Raw genomic sequence first — 24,266 nt, forward strand, 5'->3', positions numbered from 1 at the left:
GTGTCAGGCGTCTAGTGACCGTCCGGCATCTCAGTGCCGTCATGGGTGATGCGCCCGTCTTCCAGCACGATGATGCGGTCGGCGAGGTCGAAGATGCGGTTGTCGTGGGTGACGATGATGCAGGCGCGGTCGGGCGACACCGCCACGTCGCGCAGCAAGTCCATCACCCGGCGGCCGGAATTGGCATCGAGCGCGGCGGTGGGCTCGTCGCAGACGACGAGGCGCGGCTCGTGCACCAGCGCGCGGGCAATGGCGACGCGTTGCTGCTGCCCGCCGGACAGCTGGTTGGGTAGCTTGTCGGCCTGGTCGGCAATGTTGAGCTTGTCCATCATCGCCTTGGCCCGCTCACGCGCTTCGTGCACCGGCATGCCGCGCGCGATCAGCGGCACGGCGGCATTGGCGGCGGCATCGATCGAAGGGATGAGGTTGTACTGCTGGAAAATGAAACCGATGTTGTCGAGCCGGAAGTTGACCAGCTCGGTATCGCTCAGGGCATAGATATCGGTGCCGAACACCCGCACATCGCCTTCGGTCGGCCACAGGATCCCGCACATGATCGAGATCAGCGTGGTCTTGCCCGAGCCGCTTTCGCCGACGATATAGGTCATCTCGCCCGAGCGGATATCGGTGTCGATCCCGTGCAGCACGCGGATGGTCTGTTGCCCGCTCTCGAAATCGCGCGAGACGCCGCGCGCGCAGATCGCCCAGCTGGGATCGCAGCCACCGATGGCGGAGGTGTCCATCATCGTCGTCATCAGCGGAACACCGCCGCCGGTTCGGTCGACAGCACGCTGCGCAAGGCGAAGAAGCCGGTGATGGCAAGGATCAGCATCACGGCCACGAGTGAGAACAACGGGATCCAGCCGGGCACGTAGAACCCTTTAAAGAACGGGTTGCTCCACTCGAAATAGGCGATGAACGCGGCGGTCCCGGCGACCCCCAGCGCATAACCGATCACCCCGACCATGCCCGCTTGGGCTCCGACCATGCGCACGATGGTGCCATTGGTGACCCCGATCGCCTTGAGCGCGCCGAACTGCCGGATGTTATCGCGGATGAACAGGCTGAAGGTCAGTCCGACGATCGCCACCCCGACAATGAAGCCGAGCGCCACGGTAATCCCGAAGTTGAACGGGATGCCGGTGTTCTCGATCACGAAATCGACGCCGTCCTGGGCAAAGTCATCGCGGGTTTCGGCCTTTAGCCCGGTCTGCCGAGTGATACGGGCCGCGAGCTCTCGCGGCGTCACGCCGTCAGCGGCACCGACCAGCACGAAGCTGAGCCGATTGCGGGTGCCGGGAACATAGCGCAGCGCCTGCGAATAACGGGTGTAGAGCACCACCGTGCTGGTGAAGCCGGGAATGGCGTCGGCAACGCCGCGAATGACAGCGCGCTGGTCGTTGAGTTCGAGCACTTCGCCGATCGGCGAGGCCTGGTCGGGGAACATGCGGGTGGTGCCGACATCGTCGATCAGCACGCTGTCGGGCCGGTGCAGCACATCGACCGAACCTTCCTTCAGGCGCGCGGGCAGGCCGATCAGCGTGGCATCGTCGACCCCGATAATGCCGACCTGCTCGAGATCGCCGTCAGCGGTGCGAACGGCAGCGGTTGCGCGCAGGTAGGGCGTCGCCCATTCGACACCGGGCACGCCGCGCACCCGATCGAGCGCAGTCGACGGCATGGCGTAGGAAACATCGGCGGTGCGACTGACCGGGTCCATCACCCACACTTCCGCCTCGCTGACATTATAGACGTTGGAGGCCCCGCGTTCGATCAGGTTCATGAAGATCGTCAGCTGCTGGGTGATCAGCAGGGTCGAAAAGGCAATCCCGAACAGCAGCCCGAAGAACTTCTGCTTGTCTCCGGTCAGCATGCGGATGGCGATCCAGAGCATGGGGCGGGGGAACCTTTGCGAGCCTGCGGGGGTTGCCTTGTCGGATGGCAGCCGCCATTATTGAACGGTAGCGTTTAAATGAACGGAGCCGTTCAGTTTGTCAACACAGACCGAAGATCGTGCCGAGGCCGAAGACCGTCCCGAAGCCCGCATCGGGCGTCCGGCCGACCAGGCCAAGCGCGATGCAATCGTGCGGGCGGCGGCGGATAGCTTTTTTGCTGTGGGTTATGCCGCGACCTCGATCGAGCAAGTGGCGGCGAGCGCGGGCGTGTCCAAGGTCACCATCTACAACCACTTCAAGGACAAGGGTGGCTTGTTCGCGTCAGCTGTCGAACATGAATGCGGAAAACTGCGTGGTACGTTCAGCCTCGACGGGCTTGCCGCCGGCTCATTGCGCGAGCGGCTGACTGCCATCGGCGAAGCCATGGTGGCTTTCCTCTCGCGCCCGGAAATGGTCCAGTTCGAACGCCGTATCGCGGCCGAGACCGAGAATGAGCCCGCCATCGGCGAGGCCTTCCTTGCCGCCGGGCCGCACCGGATGAAAGCGGCCTTCACCATGCTGCTGACAGCGATGGATACCGCTGGCGAGATCGCTGTCCCCGATCCCGAGCTGGCCGCCGAGCAGTTTGCTTCGATGTGCAAGGGGATAGGCGACCTCGAGCGGCGCTTCGGCCGCGCGAAGGACGACGAACGCGATCGACAGCGGATCGATGGCGCGGTCGACGTCTTCCTGAAAGCCTACGCGCCCTGACGCCTAGCCGAGCAGGCCGATCGCCACCCCGTAAAGCGTGAACTGAAAGGTCGCGTACCCGCCGTCGATCAGCCACAGGCCCAACGGGCGCTGCGCGAACAAATAGTTGATGCCGAAAGTCGCCGCGACCCAGCATAGTCCCGCAGCAAATCCCGCCGCTGCGGCGAACTCCAGCCCCGGCTTTGGGCCGAGGAACATCGCGAAGACGAAAGCCGCGATCAGCGACAGCACGAAGGCCCCGCCGAACACCTTGGCCATATTGGCGGACTTGGCCTGTTCCTCGGTGATGCCGTTATAGGCCATCCACTTTTGGCCGAAGAGTGGGCCGTACCAGATCCCGCCCAGCACGAAGGCCGAAATGGCGGCCACGATCACGGCTATCCAGCTTATTTCCATCATTCCCTCCCGTTGAAGATGACTTACTGCCCTGCGGCCTTTATGTTCTGTTCCAACATCTGCATCGAATAGGTGTTGCCGCCCTTGAAGAACTCCAACAGCTGGCTCGAATCCGGGTCGGACTTGTAGCCGATGCCGATGACGCGCAGCCGAGTCTGGCTATCCCCGACAGGCTCGAGCTCGTAGACGCTCCACATCCCGTCGAGCAGCCCTTCCTTGAACGCGCCCTCGGGCACTTTTGCGACCTGCAGCGCGATCATCTGTTCGGGGACATAGGCAAGAATGCGGTGGCGGATGTTCTGCGCATCGCCCGGCTTGGCCCCGGCGTTGTAGGAGGTCTCGATCGACCCACCCAGGCGGAAATCGAGCCAGGCTTCCTTCGGCCCCCACAGCTTCCAACCCTCGGGCGTCGCCAGCGCTGCCCACACCGCCGGCACCGGCGCATCGATCACGCCTTCGTGGACCAGCGTGCGGGTGCCATCGTTCTGCTCGATCACTTCGACAGAGACACCATCGGTTTCCGCTCCGGCCGGAGTAGTCACGGCGGCGAGCGCCAGCGCGAATGAAAGCGTGAGAGTGCGCAGGATCATGACGGCTCCTTGGCTTTTTCCATCAGCAGGTCGAGGTGCGAGCGCAGCACCGCGATGTTGCGGTCGAACACACCGATATCCTGCGCTGTGCGGGCCTGCATGATCGCGCCTTCCATGGTGGTGAGAATGAACTCGGCCAGCGCGTGGCGGTCGGTATCCGCCGGGAGCATCGCTCCAGCATCGTCGAGGCACCCCTCGACCGCGTCGATCCAGCCCTTGAAGTTGCGGTCGAGCAGGCCCCGGATCTTGGGATCGGGCTCGGAGATCTCCAGCGCCAGGTTGCCGATCGGGCAGCCATGTTCGAAATCGCTCACCATCAGCCCGGTGCGATAACCATTGAGCAGCGCGAAGATGCGTTCGATCGGGTCTTCCACCCCGTCCCAGGCCGGGGCCAGCAGCATGTCGCCGATGCCGTCGCGATAGAGCTCCAGCACCGCCACCAGCAGGTCCTGCTTGCCGGGGAAGAAGTGATAGAGGCTGCCCGAATTGGCCTGGCTGCGACTGAGGATGTCGCTGATCGACGTCGAGTTGAAGCCCTTCACATAGAACAGCTCCAGCGCGGTCATCACGATCCGCTGGCGGGTGGCGGAATTCATCCGAATCACTCCTTGATTGAACGATCAATCAAGCATGAGTTGAACGTTCAATCAAGTGGCGCGCAGCGAAAAGTTTCGAGTGCGGCGATTTCAGTGATGCAAAAATGCGCATCTCCCAGCCCTTGGGCTAACTTGCCATTCACCCGCGCGCGCCTACATTGTCTGTCAAGGAAAGGACGCCACGCGCCATGAATGACGACAACAATCCGCAGGGACCCGAACAGGGCGGCCCCAACCCGTGGATCAAGAGCCTGATGATGTGGGGTGGGATTTTCCTCGCCCTGCTCCTGCTCGTGTCGATGTTCGGCGGGTCCAGCCAGCCGGCCGGTGACGAGATCAGCTATTCCGAATTCCGCAACAAGGTCGCTGAAAAGTCGATCAAGTCGGTGGAAGTCGGGCCTGAAATCATCACCGGCGTCACCAATGATGGCGAACGCTTCAGCACGGTCCGCGTTGAAGGTGACAGCGGGCTGACCAAGCTGCTCGATGAAAATGGCGTCGAATATTCTGGCGAACCGGCCGAACAGCCCAATGTGCTGCTTTACATCCTGCTGCAATCGCTGCCGTTCATCCTGATCCTAGGCATTGCCTTTTTCGCGCTGCGCCAGGTGCAGAAGGGCGGCGGGGCCGGCGGGGCGATGGGCTTCGGCAAGTCCAAGGCCAAGATGCTGACCGAAAAGCAGGGCAAGGTGACATTCGAAGATGTCGCCGGGATCGATGAAGCGCGCGAGGAGCTGGAAGAGATCGTCGAGTTCCTCAAGGACCCGCAGCGCTTCTCCAAGCTCGGCGGACAAATTCCCAAGGGCGCGCTGCTGGTTGGCTCGCCCGGTACCGGCAAGACCCTGTTAGCTCGCGCCATAGCGGGTGAGGCAGGCGTGCCGTTCTTCACCATCTCAGGCTCGGACTTCGTCGAGATGTTCGTCGGCGTGGGTGCATCGCGCGTCCGTGACATGTTCGAACAGGCCAAGAAGAACGCCCCCTGCATCGTCTTCATCGACGAAATCGACGCGGTCGGCCGCAGCCGTGGCCATGGCCTCGGCAATTCCAACGACGAACGCGAGCAGACATTGAACCAGCTGCTGGTCGAGATGGACGGCTTCGAAGCCAACGAAGGCATCATCATCATCGCCGCCACCAACCGCCCCGACGTGCTCGATCCGGCGCTGCTGCGCCCGGGCCGCTTCGACCGCCAGGTGGTGGTCCCTGTCCCCGATATCGACGGGCGCGAGAAGATCCTTGCGGTGCACATGAAGAAGGTCCCGCTGGCGCCCGACGTCAACCCGCGCACCATCGCGCGTGGCACGCCGGGCTTCTCCGGTGCCGATCTTGCCAACCTCGTCAACGAAGCCGCGCTGCTGGCTGCGCGCCGCAACAAGCGGCTGGTGGCGATGCAGGAATTCGAGGACGCCAAGGACAAGGTCATGATGGGTGCCGAACGCCGCAGCATGGTCATGACCGAGGACGAGAAGAAGATGACCGCCTATCACGAGGCCGGCCACGCGCTGGTCTCGCTGAACGAGCCGGCATCGGACCCGATCCACAAGGCCACGATCATCCCGCGCGGCCGTGCGCTGGGCATGGTGATGCGCCTGCCCGAGCGCGACAATTACTCGTACCATCGCGACAAGATGCACGCGAACCTTGCCGTCGCCATGGGCGGCCGCGTGGCGGAAGAGATTATCTTCGGCCACGACAAGGTCTCGAGTGGGGCCTCGGGCGACATCCAGTATGCCACCGACCTCGCTCGCAACATGGTCACCAAATGGGGCATGAGCGACAAGCTCGGCCCGCTGCAGTACGAACAGCAGCAGGAAGGCTATCTCGGCATGGGCCAGTCGGCCCGCACCATGGGTGGGGCGGAAACCAACAAGCTGATCGATGCGGAGATCAAGTCGCTGGTCGAAGGCGGGCTCAAGCGGGCTACCGAAGTGCTGACCGAACAGGAGGACAAGCTCCACCTGCTGGCGCAGGCGCTGCTCGAATACGAGACGCTGACCGGTGACGAGATCGACCAGCTGCTGAAGGACGGCAAGCTCGATCGGCCCGACCATCCGCGCGGCCCCACCATCGCTGCACCTGCCGCCGGGGCGACAGTACCCAAGGCCGGCAAGAAGTTCGGCGGCGGGACGGCACCGCAGGGAGCCTGATCCGACATTGCAAGACGGGCGCTGCCCAGCCTCGACGGGGCTTCGGGCAGCGCTCGGCTGATCCTGTCATCCGTTGGTCGATCTCCCGGGTGGTGATGACTTGCCGACATCTCTTCCGGGCAATAGCAGCGACCCATTCCCCCATTTCGGATCCCCCTTCCGATGTTACCACGCTTTGCCCTCAACCCCGGCCACGATATCGCGTCGCTCAAGGGTGAATTCGCACGCTTCGGTATGCTTTCGATCGCCGATATCCTGAGTGTCGAGACCGCCGATTGGCTGTATGCCCTGTTGCGAGGGCGCGAGGACTGGAAGCAATCGATCGCCTCGGGCAATTCGCTGGTTGAGCTCGATCGCCCGACCCGCGCAGCCCTGAACGCGCAGCAAAGGGCCGAACTCGATAATGCTGTCTACGGCTCGGCGCGGCAGCAATTCCAGTTCCGCTACGAAACTCTCCGCGTGCCTGATGACGATGCCGGGCGCGCGAACAGCAGCGATCCGCTCGCAGCCTTTGCCCGCTGGTGGTCGCACGGCGAACCGCGCGATTTCCTGCGCGAGGTCATGAGCCTGCCCGGGATCGACTTTGCCGACTTGCAAGCCACTGCCTATTCCCCGGGGGACTTCCTCACCGGCCATACCGACGATGTCGACGGCAAGGGGCGGCTGGCAGCCTATGTCCTGGGCCTGACGCCGAAATGGGCGGTCGAATGGGGCGGGATGCTGGCTTTCCACGATGAAGTGGCCAATCGCGTGCTGGCGCTGCCACCGGCGTTCAACCGGCTCAACCTGTTCAAGGTCCCGCGCCTGCACAGCGTCACTGAAGTGACCCGCATCGCCCCCTATCGCCGCTATGCGCTGACGGGGTGGTTGCGGACAGGCACGCCCGGCATGGCGGCCTAGAATGCCCCCAGCAGCAACAGCAGCTGGAGGAACAGCAGGATCACGATCCAGATGAACAGCGACAGCGCGAACAGGCGCCACAGCGCGGAGAAGCGCGACAGGTCGTAAGTGTAGCGCAAGTGCTTGTACATGTGCACCGGTGGGATCACCGCAAGCCCCGCGAAGGCCCAATAGCCCAGGATCCCGCTCATCCCGAGGATCGACAGTGTTATGAACAGCAATGACATGAAAGCCAGCGAATAGGTCACGAAGATGGCGTGGTCATAGGCCTTGAACCGCCGCCGCCACAGGAACAGCAGCCACACGAAGGGAACCGACAGCGGGATCAGCAGCCAGCTGAACTTGTAGCTGTTGTTTTGCAGCTTGTAGAGCATCAGCTCGGGGTGCTCGCGCCACTTCTTGACCAGCCCGTCGTCGATCGATTCGATGCCGGTGAGTTTGAAAGTCATGCCGCCATTGTCGCTCTCGTTGAAGGCTTCGACCTGGCCCAGCCTTTCGAGATCCTGCTCGAGAGTCTCCAGTCGGGCGACGGCGCTCGCATATTGCGGGCTGTCGGGAGACATCTCGGCGACTCTCTGGCGTTGCTCGACAGTGCGCTTTTCGAGCTCTTCCTGCCCCTTTTCGAGGCTGGCTTGCAGGCTGGCAGCGTTGCCCAGGTCAGTCGGGGTGGTGATCCCCAGCGCCTGGAACACAGCAAACATCAGGAAGATGGAGAACAGGAACATCGCCATCGGGCTGACGAAGCGGGCGCGCTTGCCTTCGATATAGTCGCGGGTGAGCTTGCCCGGCTTGAACATCAGCAGCGGCAGCGTGCGCCACAGCTTGCCGTCGAGATGCAACACGCCATGGATGAGGTCATGCAGGATCGCGGAGATAGTCCGGTGGATATGCGCTTTCTGGCCGCATTCATGGCAGAAATTGCCGGTCAGCTCAGCGCCGCAATTGAGGCAGTTGCCGGACGCTTCATCCATTTCGGCGGGCACTCGGTTTCCGCCCCACTTGCGCCCGACCACCCGCGCGAACAGCCCACCTTCGCTGGCCGTGCCCAATGCTTCGCCGATCTCGCTCATTGGTCCTCCCTGCCTTGCACGCCAGTATAGGTTGCAGGGCGGAGCACGCAACGCGTCACACCTTGTAATCCTGCGATTCTGGGCCAAGGTAGAGGGGCAATGGACATTTTCGGCATCGATGCAGCGTTGCTCAGCTTCGTAATCATCGCAGCAGCATTCCTGCTGTTTGCAGGGCTGGAGCTTCTCGTGCCGTTTCGCCGGCTCTCGCAACCCAAACTGCAGCGCTGGCTGACCAACCTTGGCCTGTTCGCCATCGATACGCTGGCGGTGCGGCTGCTGGTGCCGGGGGCGATGATCGGCATGGCCGTGCTCGCCGGCGAGCGCGGCTGGGGACTGTTCAACCTAGTCGCGCTGCCTGCGTGGCTGGCGATCCTGCTCACGGTGCTGCTGCTCGACCTCGCGCTCTTCCTGCAGCACTGGGCAACCCATTTCGTGCCGGTGCTGTGGCGGATGCACCGGGTGCACCATGTCGACCGCGATTTCGACGTCACGACGGCGGCTCGGTTCCATCCGTTCGAGATCGTGCTGTCGATGCTCTATAAGGTTGCGGTGGTTGCAGCCTTGGGCGCACCGGTATGGGGCGTGTTCCTGTTCGAAGTGCTGTTCACTTGCGCCACACTGTTCAACCATTCGAACACGCACCTGCCCCGCTGGCTGGAGCGGCCGGTGCGCGCGGCGATCGTGACGCCCGACATGCACCGCATCCATCACTCGGTTCGCATGCCTGAGACCAACAGCAATTACGGCACGCTGCTGTCGCTGTGGGATCGGCTGTTCGGGACCTATGTCCCGCAGGCGCAGGACCAGCAGGATACCATGACCATCGGTCTCAATCAGTGGCAGGACGACAACCCGCGAAGGCTTGGCTGGAGCCTCTCGCTACCGTTCCTGCCCAACCGACCGGGCTAGGCGTTACTTCTTTTTCTTCTCAGCGAGCTTGCGCTCGATCGCGGTCCAGACTTTCTTGAAGGCCGTGGCTGCCGGGGCATTGGGGGCAAAGGCCCCGACCGGCATCTGCCGCACCGCGCATTGCTCGACCGCGCTCGATTGCGGGATCGCCGGCCAGCGCGGATTGGTCTCGCGCGCGGCGCGGTGCAAGGTACGCCGCATGTCGAGCATGGACAGCACCGGCAGGATCGGCGGATGCACCTTGGTATGCGCTTCGACCTCGGCGACGACCTGGTCGAAGGCGCGGGCCGAGAGCGGCGAGGGCGGCACCGGCACGATGATCAGGTCCGCCGCGCGCATCACTTGCGCACTGAGCTCGTTGATGACCGGCGAGCAGTCGAAGATGATGCGGTCGTAATCCTTCGCCAGCGCGGCGGTGAGTTTCGCCAGCCGCTTCTTCTTGCCGATGCTGGCCAGCTGGCTGTCGAGCGCGCGGATCGTCTCGTCGGCGGGCAGCAGGTCGAGCCGGTCGATCGCGGTCTTGCGGATCAGCTTGCACGGATCACGGCTGAGCGAGAACACGCTGTCGGCAGGCTTCTTCTTGCGGGCATCGATGCCGAGGAGGAACCCGGCCCCGCCCGAGGCATCGAGGTCCCACAGCAGCGTGCGGCGTTTGGAAATGCTGGCCGAGCACCACGCAAGGTTGGCCGACATGGTGGTTTTGCCGACCCCTCCCTTAACGCTGTATACTGCGACTACGGCCATGCTGCCTGTCCTGCCTGCTCCTCGAGACGGAATATTGCCGATATGTGGGGAATATTACACCGCCGGGTCAGCTAACCGGCACGCCCGGGGCGCACCAGAGCACAAAAAAAGCCGCCCCGAAGCGGGACGGCCCTTCCTGTTTCGTATTGCGCGACCGGATCAGTCGGCGAAATCGCTGCCGATCGAGGTCGAGCGGGTCGGTGCCGAGGCCGTAATGCGCAGCGCTTCGGCCGACTGGCTGAGCGAGCCGACTTCATCGAACTCGTCATCATCGTCGGGCAGGATCTTCTGCAGATTGGTCACGACCGCTTCCTGCAGGTCCTTGGGCTTGATCGTCTGTTCGGCGATCTCGCGCAGGGCGACGACCGGGTTCTTGTCCCGATCGCGATCGATGGTGAGTTCGGCACCGCCGGAAATCTCGCGGGCGCGCTCGGCAGCCAGCAGGACGAGATCGAAACGGTTAGGGACCTTGTCGACGCAATCTTCGACAGTAACGCGCGCCATAGGGGCACTCCGGAATAAAGTTGGATTTCGGGATTGGCCGCGAAATAGGCATGTGCCCCGTTTGAGTCAAGAATTTGCGCGTTGCCTGCGCCGGCACTAAGCATCGCTGCGATGCAGGATCATGCGCAGGCCAGCACAACGGTTGAAGGGGCACAGCCCTATTCCGATCCCCCGGCGTTCGAGATCGATGCTGCCGGGCACCATTTCTGTTTCTATCCGCACGGCGCGGACCGGATGGAAGCGCTGCTGGCGCATATCGCCGCTGCCGAGAACACGCTGCATGTGTTCTACTACATGTTCCAGCCCGACTATGCCGGTACCCGGGTCCGCGATGCCTTGACCCGGGCTGCCCGCCGCGGGGTCGAGGTCCACCTGATTGTCGATGCGTTCGGGACCGATGCGAGGCAGGCCTTCTTCGGACCGCTGGAGCGAGCGGGCGGGCGATTCGACCTGTTCAGCCCGACCTTCGGCAAGCGCTACCTCATCCGCAACCACCAGAAGATGGTGATCGCTGATGGGGAGCGAGTGATGACCGGCGGTTTCAATGTTTCGGATCACTACTTTGCCCCGCCGGAAGAGAACGGATGGTGCGACCTGGGCGCGATGATCGAAGGCCCCGTGGTGGCGCAGTTCGAAGCCTGGTTCGCCGAACTTCAGGCCTGGGTCGGCAGCGGCGATTCCGGCTTCCGCACGATCCGCCGCATGGTCGGCGAATGGGATCCGGGCGAAGGCAAGGTCCAGTTGGTGCTGGGCGGCCCGACCAATATCACCAGTGCATGGGCCCGGTCGATCAAGGCCGATCTCGCCTATGGCAGTCGGCTCGACCTGGTGATGGCCTATTTCTCGCCCCCGCGCAGCATGCGGCGGTTGATCCGGCGGCTGGCTGAACGCGGCAGCGCGCGGATCATCATGGCGGGGAAATCCGACAATACGACCACCATCGCCGCTTCGCGGGCGCTCTATGCCGCGATGCTGCGGGCGGGCGTTGCAATTGCCGAGTTCACCGCCTGCAAGCTGCACATGAAGCTCGTGGTGGTCGACGACGTCAGCTATTTCGGCAGCGGCAATTTCGACATGCGCTCGATCCGCTTGAACCTCGAGCTGATGGTGCGGGTCGAATCGCCGCGGCTGGCCGCGCGCCTGCGCGACATGATCGACCACCTCGAATCCGGCAGCACTGAGATCACCCGCGAAGTGCACCGGCGCCGCACCAACCCCTGGCGCTGGCTGCGCCGCCGGATGGGCTGGTTCATGGTCTCGGTGCTGGATTACACCGTCACGCGGCGGCTCAACCTGAGCGACTAGGTGCTTACCTAATCCCCCATGCCCCAGTCGGAATAATCCTTCATGTTGGGCGAAGTGAACTTGGTAATCTCGCTCTGGAAATGAAGCGGGACATTGCCCGTCGAGCCGTGGCGCTGCTTGGCGATGATCAGCGTCGCCTTGTTCTTGAGCTCGAGATAGCGATCCTCCCACGCGCGGTATTTTTCGGCATCGGCTTCGCTGGAATTGGCGCTGGGTGGATCTGGCCGGATCGCTTCGTGGTAATAGTCGCCGCGATAAATGAACCAGACCATGTCGGCGTCCTGCTCGATCGAGCCCGATTCGCGCAGGTCCGACAACATCGGCCGCTTGTCTTCGCGCTGTTCGACAGCACGGCTGAGCTGCGACAGCGCGATCACCGGCAGTTCCAGCTCTTTCGCCAGCGTCTTGAGGCCGCGGCTGATCTCGGAGATCTCGTTGACGCGGTTGTCATTGGCGCGGCCCGAGCCCTGCAGCAGCTGGAGGTAGTCGACCACGATCAGTCCGATCCCGTGCCGCCGCTTCAGCCGCCGGGCGCGGGCGCGCAGGCCAGCGATGGTCAGCGCCGGGGTATCGTCAATAAAGAGCGGCAGCTCTGCCAGCCGCTGGCTCGCCATCGCCAGCTGCTGGAAATCGTCGCGGCTCATCTTGCCGCTGCGCAGGCTTTCCGAAGAAATCTCAGCCTGTTCGGCAAGGATACGCGTGGCCAGCTGGTCGGCGCTCATTTCCAGGCTGAAGAAAGCCACCGGCGCGCCATAGTTGAATTCGCCGCCGTCGCGCTGCCAATTGAGGTGCTCTTCGGCGCAGTTGAAGGCGATGTTGGTGGCAAGCGAGGTTTTGCCCATGCCGGGGCGCCCGGCGAGGATGATGAGGTCGGAATCGTGCAGGCCCGAGGTCTTCTGGTCGATCACTTCGAGGCCGGAGGTCTTGCCCGAGAGGCCGCCGCCCGAATTCATCGCCGCTTCGACCATCTTGATCGCGGTCATCGCCGCGCCCTTGAAGTCCTTGGCCTCGTTGCCGCTGCTGGCCCCTTCGGCGACCTTGTAGAGCGCGCCTTCGGCCTGCTCGATCTGGCGCATCGGCTCGACTTCCTCGCTGGTGTCGAGCGCGCCTTCCACCAGCGTGCGGCCGACCGTCACCAGCTCGCGCAGCAAGGCGAGGTCATAGATCTGCTGCGCAAGGTCGCGCGCAGCGAGCAGGCCTTGCCCGTCGGCGGTGAGCTTGGCGAGATAAGTCGATCCGCCCAGCTCCTTGAGCTCGTCGTCACCGTCGAAATAGGGTTTGAGCGTGACCGGGCTGGCGGTTGCACTGCGATCGAGCAGAGTCAGGATGCGGTCGAAAATCCGCTGGTGGATCGACGCGAAAAAATGCTCCGGGCGCAGGGTTACAGGCAGGTCTTCGATCACCCGGTTGTCGATCAGCACCGCGCCCAGAAACGCTGCTTCGGCCTCGACATTGGCCGGCAAACTGCGGGCTTGCGGGCCCGCTTCGGCAGAATCGGCAGCGCTGCGGATAAGGAGGTCTTCGTCGGCCATCCGGGCTGTTTGTGCGTCATGGGCCGCGTGCGCAAGTGCCGCTTTGCATCGGTGGGGTGTGGATAGTGGGGAAGAGTGCGGAACCGCTTGCTTGCGTGCGTCCAAATCTGCGATGGACCGGCTTCCGATGGCCCAGCACCGCATCTCCCATATCGAGCTCGACGAGGACACGATCCTGTGGCGCAATGCCGATGTCGAGCAGGAACGGCGGGTCGCGATCTACGATCTCATCGAGGAAAACAGCTTCAAGCCGCTGCGTGCGGTCGAGGCGGGGCACAATGGCCCCTACCGGCTCAAGCTCTCCGTCCAGGACGGGCGGCTGGCGATGGATATCCGTAACGATGCGGACGAACCGCTCGAGCTGATCGTGCTGGGGCTGGCCCGCTTCCGCCGCCCGATCCGCGAATATTTCGCCATTTGCGACAGCTATTACCAGGCCATCCGCAAGGCAACGCCGGGCGAGATCGAGACCATCGACATGGCCCGGCGCGGGGTCCACAACCACGCGGCCGAACTGCTGGTCGAGCGGCTCGAAGGGAAGGTCGAAACCGATTTTCCCACCGCACGGCGGCTGTTCACGCTGATCTGCGTGCTTCACATCAAGGGGTAGCGCGAAAGTGGGGCGCAAGGGCAAATCCGGATCGCGCTGGCTGTGGCGGGTACTCGGCGTGCTCGCCCTCTTGCTAGCAGCGGGCGGCGCGTGGCTGTGGTGGGACGTTCAACACTGGCGCCCCTCGGAAGAGGCTTATCCCGACCAGGGTGTGTTGGTGGCACAGCACCACGGCACAGTGAATTTCCGCACCGTGGCCGCGATCGGCGGGCGCTTTGCCTATCTCGAAGCGAGCATCGGGGCCGAGGGCAAGGACGCAATGTTCGCGCAGAACCTCGCCCGCGCACGCGCTGCTGGCCTGCAGGTTGGCGCGGTGCATCTGTTCGACCCCTGCGTGCGGGCAGACGGGCAATCGGCCAATTTCGTCACCATGGTCCCGCGCACCCAGAACATGTTGCCGCCGGTAATCGCGCTGGGCCGTACAGCGGACGCCTGCGAGGAACGTGTCAGCGAAGCGGCGGTCGAAAGCGAGCTGATGACCTTCATCAACCAGGTCGAGAAACACACCGGCAAGCCAGCGATTCTCAAGGTAAAGCCACAGTTCGAGGTTGCCTATGGCGTCTCGTCCAAGCTGGAGCGGCAGCTGTGGGTCAACCGCACGCGGTTCGCGCCGACCTATACCGCGCGGCCATGGCTGCTATGGAGTGCCAATGAGGGCCTGCAGACGGAGGCTGCCGATGAACCGCTGGAATGGGTAGTGGTGCAACCATGAGCAATGACGAGCTGATTGCCGCCGCCCGCGCGGCTGCCGCACAATCCTATTCGCCCTATTCGGACTATGCCGTGGGCGCTGCGTTGCGCTTTGCCGATGGCAGCGTGGTGACCGGGACCAATATCGAGAACGCCAGCTATGGCCTGGCGCTGTGCGCGGAGACGGTCGCGGTGGCCAAGGCGATGGCAGATGGTGTGCGAGGCGGGCTGGTGGCGGTCGCGGTGGTCGGGCCGCAGGACAAAGGCAATGGCGCGCCGATCACGCCGTGCGGCAGGTGTCGGCAGGTGCTCAACGAACTGGCGCAGTTGGGCGGGACCGACCCGGAGATCCTGTGCGTCGGCAGTGAAGTGCGGGTGGTGCAGCTGAGCGCGCTCCTTCCGCATGCCTTTGGGCCAGAGGCTCTGGATTAGGGCAGCTCCCAGACAACGTCCTGGGCGATGGTCGCTTCGATCGCCTGGTCCTGCTCGTCACGGGCCGGGTAGAACCGGGCCCGCCGTTCGATGGCGCGGCAGGTTGCAGCATCGAGATGGACGTTACCTGCCGAAGCGATGATCAGGCAGTGAGTAACGTAGCCAAAGCGGTCAATCGTCGCCTGGTAGCGGGTGGTGCCCTGCGCCCCTTCGCGCAAGGCACGCGAGGGATAATCATTGGTACTGATCCACCGACCCGGGCTGGTGCGCGGGACGGGCCCGCGCGCGCCGCTGCCGGGCGCTTCGCCTTCGGGGCGTGCAGCCATCAGCAGTTCACCCGCGCGGGCGTAGCAATCGTCGAAGGTGATGCTCTGGGAAGGCGGCCCTTCGATGTTCCAGGTCAGGGTCGCCGCACCGGGCTGTTCAAGCGTCAAGATCCTCTCGGCCGACCAGCCACCCGCCAGCTGCGCCTGCGCCCCGCCGGTCAGGGTGATGAGAGCCTTTGCGGTGCCGTCGTCCAGATTGCGGGCATTGCCCGATCCAATGGGTTCCGGCTCGCCTTCCATCGACAGCGTGAGGTTCCAGACCTGCTCGCGTCCGACAAGTGCCGGCAATTCGAACTCCAGGCTCAGCGACGGCGTGCTGCCACCGCGATAGGTCCGCGTCTTGACCAGCGTTGCAGGGTGCTCGCCATCGATCCGAAAGCGGGCGCTGCACCCGCCGGTAAACTCGCGAATGGTCCAGCCGTCCGGCCCGGGTGCGTCCTCCTGTGCGAGGGCAGGAGCGGCAGCTCCGATCGTCAGCGCGAGCCCGGCAAGTGCAGCGCGCAGGGTGATCACTCTTCGAGCCACTCCAGCAATGCGCCCATGCAGTCCTTGCCCAGCTGCTTGCAGCGTTCGGGCGACCATTCCTGCTCCGGCTCGGGGCAGAACTTGTTGTCCTTGTACGGCATCTCCAGCGTCATCGCGGTGCAGCCAAAGCGCTGCGCCAGCTGGGTGGTGCACATGGTCATGTTGCCCTTGCCCGGGGCGGCCTTGGGATAGCCGAGTTCGGTCTGGAAATCGGGCGTGCGGCGGTCGAGGATCGCTTCGTAGCGGTTGAAGCGGCCGATATGCTCGTCGGTCAGTCCGGGGATACCTTCGTAGCCGGCGAGGAAAACGGCGGGAATCGCTTCGTCGCCATGGACGTCCATGGCGAAGTGGATGCCGGTTTGATCCATCTTGCCCCGGATCGCGAGGACTTCAGGCGATTTCTCGGCGCTGGGGCTTTCCCATTCGCGGTTGAGGTTGGAGCCGACGGCATTGGTGCGCAAATGTCCGCGGCGCGATCCGTCGGGGTTGCAGTTGGGCACGACGTGGAAAGTGCATTTCTGGCGCAGCGCACGGGCGACCGAATCCGATGGGTCGGTCATCATCTCCAGCATGCCTTCCATCCACCATTCGGCCTGGGTTTCGCCCGGGTGCTGGCGACCGGTCAGCCAGATCACTTTCTCGCCTTCGCCAAAAGTCAGGTAATCGATCGGTTGCCCGTCGAGTGTGGTGCCGAGCTTTTCGTAACGTACGCCTTCGCTGGCGGCAGCTTCGGCGATCAGGTCGTGATGGCGCTCCATTGAATAGGGCGCGAAATAGGCGAACCACGCAATGTCGCTGGCCGGGGTATAGCGGATCGTCAGCGTACCATTGTCTTCGAGCTGTTCGAAAGCGCTTGCCGCGCGGGTCCAGTACTCGCGGTCTTCCGACACGCAGGCGTTATAACCCGGCCAGCCGGCGGGATAGGCGCTGTCGTTGAGCCCGGTAATCTTGAGCACCAGCTCGCGGCCCGCCGCACCGGTGACCCGGAAATGGAACCACTGCGCAAATTCGGACATATGGTCGGCGTTGATGGCCAACGTGGCGCTGGCACCATCGATGCCAAGGACCTTGATGTTGCCGCTGTCGAATTCGGTATCGATGGTAATGTCGCTCATTCACTCACTCTTTTGAACTGCAGTCTGGACAGGGACCTCGACGGTCTCTCCATTGTTTCCGGGAAATGCTCGAAACAGTGCCTCGGCCATCACATTGGCGTTCTGCGCGCTATCTGCGAGGATCGACTGGGACGCAACATCGAACAGCGCGCGCCCTTCCCACAGGCTCTTGCCGGTTTGCGCATCGCGGATCATGACTTCAAGCCCGGTCGACAGCTGCTCGCTCGAGCCGCCTCCGCCGAGGTTGATGCCGATCCCAAGTCCTACGCCCGAGCCATAGCTGCCGGTCGACCCGCCGACGCCCACGCTCACCGGTCCGCGCTTTTGTGCTGCACCGATGACGTCTTGCGACATCCGCACATGCGCCACCTGGCCCGCCTCGGCGCGCGATGTTTCGCGATAGCCGAGCGCAACCAACTCACGCGCTACTGCTGCCTTGTAGGGAGCCAGCGCCCGCGCTTCAGTTTCGCTGCCGGGTGCGGTTTCGACAAAGATCGTTCCTGTGCCCAGCCGATCCTGCATGCTGGCTTCGACAAAGCGGGTAACTTGCACCGGCCCGGTCTGGACTGCGCATCCCGCCAGGCCGAGCGCGCAAGCGAAGGCAAAAGCGATATGTCGCATGAACTCTCTCCTCTTTCGCCCTTGAATGCTAGCGGGAACGGCCCGGAACGACCAGCGCGAGCTGCGCTCTAAGGTGGTGATAGTGTCGAAGTTGTTAACCACTCACGCGGGAGGTGCTGCTATGGGCGCGGACATGACTGATCCCAACCAAATACCTGTCCTCGTCACCGGCGGTGCCGGCTATATCGGAAGCCATGCTGTGCTCGCGTTGAAGGACGCCGGGCGCAAGGTGGCAGTGATCGACAACCTTTCGACCGGGTTCCGCTTTGCTGTTCCGGACGATGTCCCGCTCTACCAAGGCGATATCGCAGACCAGGACCTGCTGGCGCGGATCTTTGCCGAGCAGGGCATTGGCGCGATCATGCATTTCGCCGGGTCCATCATCGTGCCGGAATCGGTTGAACAGCCGCTGGCATATTATCACAACAACACGGTGAAGAGCCGCGCCTTGCTGGAGGCTGCGGTCGAAGGCGGGGTCAAGCATTTCATCTTCAGTTCGACTGCGGCGACATATGGCGTGCCCGAGGTTTCGCCGGTCACAGAGGACACACCCAAACAGCCGATCAACCCCTATGGCTGGTCCAAGCTGATGACCGAGCAGATGCTGGCAGACACCAGCTCTGCCTATCCGGTCAACCATTGCGCGCTGCGCTATTTCAACGTTGCCGGGGCGGATCCGCAGGGGCGCACCGGGCAATCGACCGCAGGCGCCACGCATCTCATCAAGGTCGCGGTCGAGGCTGCACTAGGCAAGCGCGAGAGCGTGGCGGTGTTCGGGACCGATTTCGACACGCCCGACGGGACCGGGGTGCGCGATTATATCCATGTCAGCGATCTCGCCGCCGCGCATGTGCTGGCGCTCGATGCGCTGATCGAGCAGCCCAAGCGCTCGCTGACGATGAACTGCGGCTATGGCCGCGGCTTCTCCGTGCTCGAAGTGCTCGATGCGGTCGACCGGGTGACCAACCAGAAGATCGAGCGCGTGATGTCGCCGCGCCGCGCGGGTGACCCGGCCTCGCTGATCTCCGACCCCTCGCGCATTCGCGCTACCTTGCCGTGGCAGCCGCAACATGCCGATCTCGACACCATCATTGCGCACGCGCTGCAATGGGAGCGCAAGCTGACCGAGCTGCGCGGCGAGGGTTGACGATACGGTTGACGAATCCCGATTCTGCCCGTAAGCGCGCCCCCTGTATTCCGGCATCGGGGGCGAACTCCGGTGCTTTTTATTTTCAGGACGTAACCCATGAAGATTCGCAACAGCCTCAAGTCGCTGAAGGGCCGCCACCGCGATTGCCGCGTTATTCGCCGCCGTGGCCGCACCTATGTGATCAACAAGACCAACCGCCGCTTCAAGGCGCGCCAGGGCTAATTCGATCGCTAAACGGGATTGACGATGTCGGTCCCGCAGCACCATCATCGGCCCGCTCTCCTTCACGGGAGGGCGGGCCGGAGCCGTTTCTGGAGGGGGCAGGTGAGCGAACCGACCAGCGTTGAAGAGCAAGAGGGCGAAGCGCCAGCGGTGAAAGCTGTCGTGTTCGATGTCGGGCGCGTGATCGTCCAGTGGCAGCTGCGCCATCTCGTCGCCAAGGTGGTCGAGACCGAGGACGAGGTCGACTGGGTCTGCAGCCATGTCATCACCGAGCACTGGCATTTCCAGCACGATGCGGGGCGCCCGCTCAGCGAAATGATCCCCGAGCGCAAGGCGCTGTTCCCATCCTATGCCGAGGTGATCGATCACTATGCGGCGAACTTCACCGATTCGATTCCCGGCCCGGTGCCCGGCACCGGCACACTGATCGAGCGGCTGGCGGCAAAGGATGTGCCGCTGTTCGCGATCACCAATTTCGGGGCCGATTTCTGGCAGCAGTTCCTGCCCACCGAGCCGCTGCTCGCCCATATGCGCGATATCGTGGTGTCAGGGGTGGAGCGAGTGGCCAAGCCCGATCCGCGCATCTTCCGGCTGGCGGAAAAGCGCTTCGGCTTCGCGCCCGAATCGATGCTGTTCATCGACGACAACGCCGCCAATGTCGCGGGGGCGCAGGCGCTGGGGTGGCGCACGCACCACTTCACCGCAGCAGAGGCGCTCGAAGCCGAACTGGCTGCGCACGGTCTGATCTAAGCGCAAAAAAAGGCCTCCAGCGGGGGAGCTGGAGGCCTGGGGAAGTTCCGACCGGACGGAGTATTCGGTCGGGGGAGTGTTGCGTGATGCGAGAGCTCAGTCGTCGCCCTGGCACTTGGCCAGCTTGTCTTCAGCGAGGTCTTCGCCTTCGACGGTGAAACTGGTCACGTCGCCGAATTCACCGGCGGCGCGCTGGCACACGATGACCGGGCGCGAGTTCGACTTGGGCGCGACGCAGACATTGCCGGCGCAGGTCCACGGCGTGCCGCGGACGATTTCAGTACCCGCTTCGACCGGCTGAGCGAACTCGGCGCGGTAATACGGGCCTTCACCGGCGAGTGCCGGGGCGGGGGTGACAGCAGCGCCGAAGGTCAGCGCGGTGTAGAAGACTGCGAGGGCACCAACGGTGGCGTTGCGAGTGTTCTTGGCAAGAGAAGTCATGGAGAGGGTCCTTCTTCGAGGGGGGTCTTTATCTGTCCAACCGAGCGCCGAAACGATCAGTTGCGAATCACCACCTAATGGATTAGGTATCAAGTTGCAACCTAAAACTGATATTAAATTTGAGGCTGCGGAATTTGGCGCTAGATAGGTTGCACAGAAAGGACTGATCTATGGGCGGGGAAGTAAGAGAGCCATTGCGCGAGCTGCAGGAATGCGGCCTGCCGGAAGCGCTGGAAGTGATGGGCGAACGCTGGAGCTTCATGATCCTGCGCGCCAGCTTCAACGGGCTGCATCACTTTGAGGAATTCCTCACCGAACTCGGCATCGCCCGCAATATCCTCTCCAACCGCCTCAGCCGGCTGGTCGAACACGGCATCCTCGATCGCGAACCGCATCCGGAGGATCGCCGCCGCATCGAATATCGCCTTACCTCCAAGGGTTTCGACCTGCTGCCCGCCATGCTCGCCCTGCGCCAGTGGGGCCAGAAATACGGTGAGGATTTCGTGACGACCGACCCCGTCCTGGTCGACGAACGCGACCGCCTGCCGATCGGCCCGGTCGCCATCCTTTCGCACGACGGCCGCCTGCTCGGCCCCAAGGACCTCAACCTGATCGCCCGCAAGGACATGCCCGAAGACAAACGCGACTGGCAGGAAGGCATCCTGCGCAGCAATGGCGATGCATGGGTGGACGATGAGGGCGGCGCTGCGGTGGCGGCGGAGTAGGTCGGTCGGGTTCAATCCGCTTCGATCAGCGTCCGGGTTAGCTCCTCCCGCGACGTAGAAGTCCCGACTTCGCCGTCCTCTTTCATGGTTTTGACGTCGGTGGTGACGACCCGCTTCCAGACATGCCCATCACCATCGATACTCAGCCTAATCTGCAGTGTCCCTTCGATCTGCTCTTTTGTCCGGTCTTTTGCGGTTCTCCGCGCGGCTTCCTCGCCAACAATCTGCGCCACAATCTTGTCGGTCTCGATGCGGGATTGCCTGACTGCTTCGGGATCGAGGTTGTAGGTCGCACAAAAGGTGATCTGTCCAGAATCCTCGGTACAGTCGCGGAGCGTGGCCGCACCCAGTGTGTCCGGATATGGTAGTTCGAGACCCTCCTCCAATGGGCCGAAACGGAGGTTATATCTATCCACTATGGCCAGCACGGATTGAGGATCACACTCGATCTTGAAGGCGTTCCAGGTGAAATAGTACGAACCGCAGGCGCTCTCCTCGATGCCGGCCAATTCGCGCCACGCGGCGTTCCGTTCAGCGAGATCGTCAGCATTCAGGAGCCTGGCCTCGCCTTTGGCGTCAATCAGGAAGCGTGCAGGAAACTGCCAATTTAGAGGCTTCCGTTCTTCGCCGGGTTCCAGTGGCAGATCGTATTCCACGATCCGGCCATCATCGGTAATCTCGATGATCTTTTCGACCAGGTCATCGCGTCCGCGTGTCGAGCCGCCACTACCTTTGGAATCCCGGCTCTCCTCCTCATGCGAGAGCTTCAGAAAATACGTCTCGCCAGCCTCTTCGGCACCAGCAGCTGTGCACGTGAAACCAATCAAATGGCAGAGAAGTCCAATTCTCAGATACATAGTCTTCTGCCTTTCAAGCCCTCGGTGCCTGCCGCCGATAGCTCAGCGCTTCGGCAACATGTATCCGCCCAACCTGCTCCACTCCCGCCATATCCGCAATCGTGCGCGCGACCCGCAGCATGCGTGTGTAGGCGCGGGCGGAGAGGCGCATCGCTTCGGCGGCTTGCATCAGGAGTTTGCGGCCCGCCTCGTCGGGAGTGGCGAAGCGCTCTAATCCATCACCATCCAGCTCGGCATTGGTGCGCGCGCCGGTCTCGGCAAAGCGCGCGGTCTGGCGGGCGCGGGCTTGGGCTACTCTCGCAGCGACTTGCGCGGAGCCTTCGGCGGGCGGGGGAAGGGCGAGGTCAGCGGCGCTTACCGGATCGACTTCGACATGCAGGTCGATGCGGTCGAGCATCGGTCCGCTGATCTTCGCCTGGTAGTCGATGGCGCACTTCGGCGCGCGGCTGCAGGCGAGCGACGCATCGCCCAGGTGCCCGCAGCGGCAGGGGTTCATCGCCGCCACCAGCTGCACCCTTGCCGGGAAGGTCACATGGGCGTTGGCGCGGGCGACATCGACCTGGCCGGTCTCGATCGGCTGGCGCAGGCTGTCGAGCACCGCGCGCTGGAATTCGGGCAATTCGTCGAGGAACAGCACGCCAAGATGCGCGAGGGAGACTTCGCCGGGCTTCACCTTGAGCCCGCCGCCGGTCAGCGCCGCCATGCTGGCCGAATGATGCGGCGCGCGGAACGGGCGCTGGCGGCTGATCCGCCCGCCCTCGAGCGTCCCCGCCACCGATTGCACCATGCTCACCTCCAGCGCTTCGCTGGCCGAGAGCGGCGGCAATATCCCCGGCAGGCACGAGGCGAGCAGCGACTTGCCCGCACCGGGCGGCCCGTTCATCAGCAAATTGTGCCCACCCGCCGCGGCGATCTCCAGCGCGCGCTTGGCGGTTTCCTGACCCTTGACCTGTTTCAGGTCCGGCCCGTGGTCGGGCTCGTCGACTTCGCCCTTGGGCGGGTCGGGCAGGCGGCTGGTGCCTTTCAGATGGTTGAGCAGGCCGATGAGGTCGGGCGCGGCCACCACCGGCACTTCGCTCGCCCATTTCGCTTCGCTCCCCTGCGCGGCGGGGCAGATCAGCCCGCATTCCTGCTCGCTGGCATGCAGTGCCGCCAGCAGCACGCCCGGCGAGGGCACCACCCGGCCATCCAGCGCCAGCTCGCCCACCGCGATGAAGTCTGCCAGCTGCTCGGCATCGGTCACGCCCATCGCCGCCAGCAGCGCCAGCGCCACGGGCAAGTCGTAATGGCTGCCTTCCTTGGGCAGGTCAGCGGGCGAAAGGTTGATGGTGATCCGCTTGGGCGGCAGCGCGAGGCCCATCGAGCTGAGCGAGGCGCGCACCCGCTCCTTGCTCTCGCCCACCGCCTTGTCCGCGAGGCCCACGATATTGAAGTTTGGCAGTCCCGGCGCGATCGAGCACTGCACCTCCACCGCGCGCGCTTCCAGGCCCAGATATGCCACGGTGCGAACCAGAGCGACCACACACTTCCCCCATAGTATGTGTCCTCTTGTCCCTGTGTGGCGGCTCGCGCGCGCAAAGTCGATAACCTTCTGGAAACCTTCTCCCTTGCCGAATGTGTAATCCCGCGCGCGCAGACAGGTGAGCATGCGCGGTCTGTTCGCCCTCATCCTCTGTTGTGCAGCCATGCTCGGCGCCCCCGTCTCGGCGCAGGGTTATGTGGTGCAATACACGGTGACCGAGGAATGGGTCGAGGTTCCGCCAGCCCCGGAATCCGCAGACCGCGCTATTGCCTTTCGCCGGGCTCGCACGCCCACCTCCATCGCCGCCTATGGCCCGTTCCGCGTCCTCGACGCCAGGCGGGCCGTCCTGGTGGGAGTGACGGGCCCGGCGACTCCTTCGGAGTTCAAGGCAATGCTGCGCGATTATCCCCAAATCGCGCAGCTCGACTTCCTCGAGGCACCCGGCACCGATGATGACCGGGCCAACCTCGCCACCGGCCGGCTGATTCGCGCCGCCGGGATCGCCACCCATGTCCCTGCCGATGGTTCGGTCCGCTCCGGCGCGGTCGAACTGTTCCTGGCCGGGGCGAAGCGCACCATCGACGACGGGGCGGAGTTCGCGGTCCACAGCTGGCTCGACGACAGCGGGCGGCAGGCCGATGACTACGCGGCCGATTCGCCCGAGCATGCCTATTACCTGCGCTATTACCGCGAGATGGGAATGAGCGCGGAAGCTGCGCGCGCCTTTTATGACATGACCAATTCCGTCCCGCACGAGACCGCGCTGTGGCTCGGCGCGCAGGACATGCGCCAATGGTTGGGCGACTCGCCGGTGGACGGCGTCGTGACATCCAAACCCAAGTCCGCCCCTGAAAGCCAGCCGCGCATCAGCTATCTTGACTTGGGGACGACAAACTTCTAGTCGCGCGCTCGATATGGCGGTCGCCTGTGACGGGCGGCCCT

General features: G+C 63.7%; 28 protein-coding genes. 13 read left to right on the forward strand and 15 right to left on the reverse strand.

Going from position 1 to position 24,266, the window contains the following annotated elements; translation table 11 throughout:
* Positions 1–11: 11 nt before the first annotated feature.
* Positions 12–755: an ABC transporter ATP-binding protein gene (locus tag QPW08_RS13600; protein ID WP_284126453.1), complete on the reverse strand. Its 744-nt coding sequence runs from the start codon at positions 753–755 to the stop codon at positions 12–14.
* On the reverse strand, positions 755–1,894 hold the full coding sequence (locus QPW08_RS13605) for an ABC transporter permease (RefSeq protein ID WP_284126454.1): 1,140 nt from the start codon (positions 1,892–1,894) through the stop codon (positions 755–757). The genes QPW08_RS13600 and QPW08_RS13605 overlap by 1 nt, the downstream gene beginning before the upstream one ends.
* A 97-nt stretch (positions 1,895–1,991) precedes the next feature.
* On the opposite strand from QPW08_RS13605, the gene QPW08_RS13610 reads away from it, so the two are divergent.
* The gene (locus QPW08_RS13610; protein WP_284126455.1) at positions 1,992–2,645 is read left to right on the forward strand and encodes a TetR/AcrR family transcriptional regulator; all 654 of its coding nucleotides are present in this window, start codon (positions 1,992–1,994) and stop codon (positions 2,643–2,645) included.
* Positions 2,646–2,648: 3 nt separating this feature from the next.
* On the opposite strand, the gene QPW08_RS13615 is transcribed toward QPW08_RS13610, so the two are convergent.
* Genes QPW08_RS13615 through QPW08_RS13625 form a run of 3 tightly spaced genes read right to left on the reverse strand, consistent with a single transcriptional unit; the run spans position 2,649 to position 4,227 of the window.
* Positions 2,649–3,044 carry a DUF1761 domain-containing protein gene (locus tag QPW08_RS13615; protein ID WP_284126456.1) on the reverse strand — a complete coding sequence of 132 codons (396 nt, stop codon included), beginning with the start codon at positions 3,042–3,044 and terminating at the stop codon, positions 2,649–2,651.
* Positions 3,045–3,064: 20 nt separating this feature from the next.
* Positions 3,065–3,631 (reverse strand): SRPBCC family protein, encoded by a 567-nt coding sequence (locus QPW08_RS13620; protein WP_284126457.1) that lies wholly within the window; start codon positions 3,629–3,631, stop codon positions 3,065–3,067.
* Complete coding sequence (locus tag QPW08_RS13625; protein ID WP_284126458.1) at positions 3,628–4,227, reverse strand: TetR/AcrR family transcriptional regulator; 600 nt, start codon at positions 4,225–4,227, stop codon at positions 3,628–3,630. The genes QPW08_RS13620 and QPW08_RS13625 overlap by 4 nt, the downstream gene beginning before the upstream one ends.
* 188 nt (positions 4,228–4,415) lie before the next feature.
* Between QPW08_RS13625 and ftsH the strand changes: the two genes are divergently transcribed.
* A complete protein-coding gene (gene ftsH / locus QPW08_RS13630) occupies positions 4,416–6,374 on the forward strand; it encodes an ATP-dependent zinc metalloprotease FtsH (protein ID WP_284126459.1) in 1,959 nt (652 codons plus the stop codon).
* Between the two features lie 162 nt (positions 6,375–6,536).
* Positions 6,537–7,274 carry a 2OG-Fe(II) oxygenase gene (locus QPW08_RS13635; protein WP_284126460.1) on the forward strand — a complete coding sequence of 246 codons (738 nt, stop codon included), beginning with the start codon at positions 6,537–6,539 and terminating at the stop codon, positions 7,272–7,274.
* Here QPW08_RS13635 and QPW08_RS13640 read toward each other — a convergent pair.
* Complete coding sequence (locus tag QPW08_RS13640) at positions 7,271–8,344, reverse strand: DUF3667 domain-containing protein (RefSeq protein ID WP_284126461.1); 1,074 nt, start codon at positions 8,342–8,344, stop codon at positions 7,271–7,273. The genes QPW08_RS13635 and QPW08_RS13640 overlap by 4 nt on opposite strands.
* A gap of 99 nt (positions 8,345–8,443) precedes the next feature.
* Here QPW08_RS13640 and QPW08_RS13645 point away from each other — a divergent pair, with 99 nt between their 5' ends.
* The gene (locus tag QPW08_RS13645; RefSeq protein ID WP_284126462.1) at positions 8,444–9,253 is read left to right on the forward strand and encodes a sterol desaturase family protein; all 810 of its coding nucleotides are present in this window, start codon (positions 8,444–8,446) and stop codon (positions 9,251–9,253) included.
* A gap of 3 nt (positions 9,254–9,256) precedes the next feature.
* On the opposite strand, the gene QPW08_RS13650 is transcribed toward QPW08_RS13645, so the two are convergent.
* Positions 9,257–9,997 carry a ParA family protein gene (locus tag QPW08_RS13650; RefSeq protein WP_284126463.1) on the reverse strand — a complete coding sequence of 247 codons (741 nt, stop codon included), beginning with the start codon at positions 9,995–9,997 and terminating at the stop codon, positions 9,257–9,259.
* A 159-nt stretch (positions 9,998–10,156) separates the two neighbouring features.
* Entirely contained in the window at positions 10,157–10,501 is a 345-nt protein-coding gene (gene rpoZ, locus QPW08_RS13655) for a DNA-directed RNA polymerase subunit omega (RefSeq protein ID WP_284126464.1), read from the reverse strand.
* 111 nt (positions 10,502–10,612) lie between these two features.
* Here rpoZ and QPW08_RS13660 point away from each other — a divergent pair, with 111 nt between their 5' ends.
* Positions 10,613–11,806, forward strand: a complete 1,194-nt coding sequence (locus QPW08_RS13660; RefSeq protein WP_284126465.1) for a phospholipase D-like domain-containing protein — start codon at positions 10,613–10,615, stop codon at positions 11,804–11,806.
* An 8-nt stretch (positions 11,807–11,814) separates the two neighbouring features.
* Here QPW08_RS13660 and QPW08_RS13665 read toward each other — a convergent pair whose 3' ends face one another.
* Positions 11,815–13,338: a replicative DNA helicase gene (locus QPW08_RS13665; protein WP_284126466.1), complete on the reverse strand. Its 1,524-nt coding sequence runs from the start codon at positions 13,336–13,338 to the stop codon at positions 11,815–11,817.
* A 127-nt stretch (positions 13,339–13,465) separates the two neighbouring features.
* Here QPW08_RS13665 and QPW08_RS13670 point away from each other — a divergent pair, with 127 nt between their 5' ends.
* The 3 genes from QPW08_RS13670 to QPW08_RS13680 are packed head-to-tail and all read left to right on the forward strand — an operon-like array spanning position 13,466 to position 15,070.
* On the forward strand, positions 13,466–13,948 hold the full coding sequence (locus QPW08_RS13670; RefSeq protein ID WP_284126467.1) for a UPF0262 family protein: 483 nt from the start codon (positions 13,466–13,468) through the stop codon (positions 13,946–13,948).
* 7 nt (positions 13,949–13,955) lie between these two features.
* A complete protein-coding gene (locus QPW08_RS13675) occupies positions 13,956–14,660 on the forward strand; it encodes a glycoside hydrolase family 25 protein (RefSeq protein WP_284126468.1) in 705 nt (234 codons plus the stop codon).
* Positions 14,657–15,070, forward strand: coding sequence for a cytidine deaminase (locus QPW08_RS13680; RefSeq protein ID WP_284126469.1), 414 nt, complete (start codon positions 14,657–14,659; stop codon positions 15,068–15,070). Before QPW08_RS13675 ends, QPW08_RS13680 begins: the two co-directional genes overlap by 4 nt.
* Here QPW08_RS13680 and QPW08_RS13685 read toward each other — a convergent pair.
* Genes QPW08_RS13685 through QPW08_RS13695 form a run of 3 tightly spaced genes read right to left on the reverse strand, consistent with a single transcriptional unit; the run spans position 15,067 to position 17,657 of the window.
* Positions 15,067–15,909, reverse strand: a complete 843-nt coding sequence (locus QPW08_RS13685) for an energy transducer TonB (protein WP_284126470.1) — start codon at positions 15,907–15,909, stop codon at positions 15,067–15,069. The two genes, QPW08_RS13680 and QPW08_RS13685, sit on opposite strands and share 4 nt — an antisense overlap.
* A complete protein-coding gene (locus QPW08_RS13690) occupies positions 15,906–17,036 on the reverse strand; it encodes a M14 family metallopeptidase (protein ID WP_284126471.1) in 1,131 nt (376 codons plus the stop codon). The genes QPW08_RS13685 and QPW08_RS13690 overlap by 4 nt, the downstream gene beginning before the upstream one ends.
* A complete protein-coding gene (locus tag QPW08_RS13695; RefSeq protein ID WP_284126472.1) occupies positions 17,037–17,657 on the reverse strand; it encodes a DUF4136 domain-containing protein in 621 nt (206 codons plus the stop codon).
* A 133-nt stretch (positions 17,658–17,790) separates the two neighbouring features.
* Between QPW08_RS13695 and galE the strand changes: the two genes are divergently transcribed.
* The 3 genes from galE to QPW08_RS13710 all read left to right on the forward strand — a co-directional run bounded on the left by galE (position 17,791) and on the right by QPW08_RS13710 (position 19,779).
* The gene (galE, locus tag QPW08_RS13700) at positions 17,791–18,804 is read left to right on the forward strand and encodes a UDP-glucose 4-epimerase GalE (RefSeq protein WP_284126473.1); all 1,014 of its coding nucleotides are present in this window, start codon (positions 17,791–17,793) and stop codon (positions 18,802–18,804) included.
* 99 nt (positions 18,805–18,903) lie between these two features.
* On the forward strand, positions 18,904–19,029 hold the full coding sequence (gene ykgO / locus QPW08_RS13705; RefSeq protein WP_050599643.1) for a type B 50S ribosomal protein L36: 126 nt from the start codon (positions 18,904–18,906) through the stop codon (positions 19,027–19,029).
* A gap of 102 nt (positions 19,030–19,131) precedes the next feature.
* The gene (locus QPW08_RS13710; protein ID WP_284126474.1) at positions 19,132–19,779 is read left to right on the forward strand and encodes an HAD family hydrolase; all 648 of its coding nucleotides are present in this window, start codon (positions 19,132–19,134) and stop codon (positions 19,777–19,779) included.
* Between the two features lie 96 nt (positions 19,780–19,875).
* Here the strand turns inward: QPW08_RS13710 and QPW08_RS13715 are convergent, their stop codons facing one another.
* Positions 19,876–20,220, reverse strand: a complete 345-nt coding sequence (locus QPW08_RS13715; RefSeq protein ID WP_284126475.1) for a CC_3452 family protein — start codon at positions 20,218–20,220, stop codon at positions 19,876–19,878.
* 170 nt (positions 20,221–20,390) lie between these two features.
* On the opposite strand from QPW08_RS13715, the gene QPW08_RS13720 reads away from it, so the two are divergent.
* Positions 20,391–20,945, forward strand: coding sequence for a winged helix-turn-helix transcriptional regulator (locus tag QPW08_RS13720; RefSeq protein WP_284126476.1), 555 nt, complete (start codon positions 20,391–20,393; stop codon positions 20,943–20,945).
* A gap of 11 nt (positions 20,946–20,956) precedes the next feature.
* On the opposite strand, the gene QPW08_RS13725 is transcribed toward QPW08_RS13720, so the two are convergent.
* Positions 20,957–21,802 carry a hypothetical protein gene (locus tag QPW08_RS13725; protein WP_284126477.1) on the reverse strand — a complete coding sequence of 282 codons (846 nt, stop codon included), beginning with the start codon at positions 21,800–21,802 and terminating at the stop codon, positions 20,957–20,959.
* Positions 21,803–21,815: 13 nt separating this feature from the next.
* Positions 21,816–23,324: a YifB family Mg chelatase-like AAA ATPase gene (locus tag QPW08_RS13730; protein WP_284126478.1), complete on the reverse strand. Its 1,509-nt coding sequence runs from the start codon at positions 23,322–23,324 to the stop codon at positions 21,816–21,818.
* Between the two features lie 124 nt (positions 23,325–23,448).
* Between QPW08_RS13730 and QPW08_RS13735 the strand changes: the two genes are divergently transcribed.
* Complete coding sequence (locus tag QPW08_RS13735; RefSeq protein ID WP_284126479.1) at positions 23,449–24,225, forward strand: alpha/beta hydrolase; 777 nt, start codon at positions 23,449–23,451, stop codon at positions 24,223–24,225.
* The last annotated feature ends 41 nt before the right edge of the window (positions 24,226–24,266 follow it).

The sequence above is a fragment of the Parerythrobacter aestuarii genome (assembly GCF_030140925.1).
GTDB lineage: Bacteria > Pseudomonadota > Alphaproteobacteria > Sphingomonadales > Sphingomonadaceae > Parerythrobacter > Parerythrobacter aestuarii.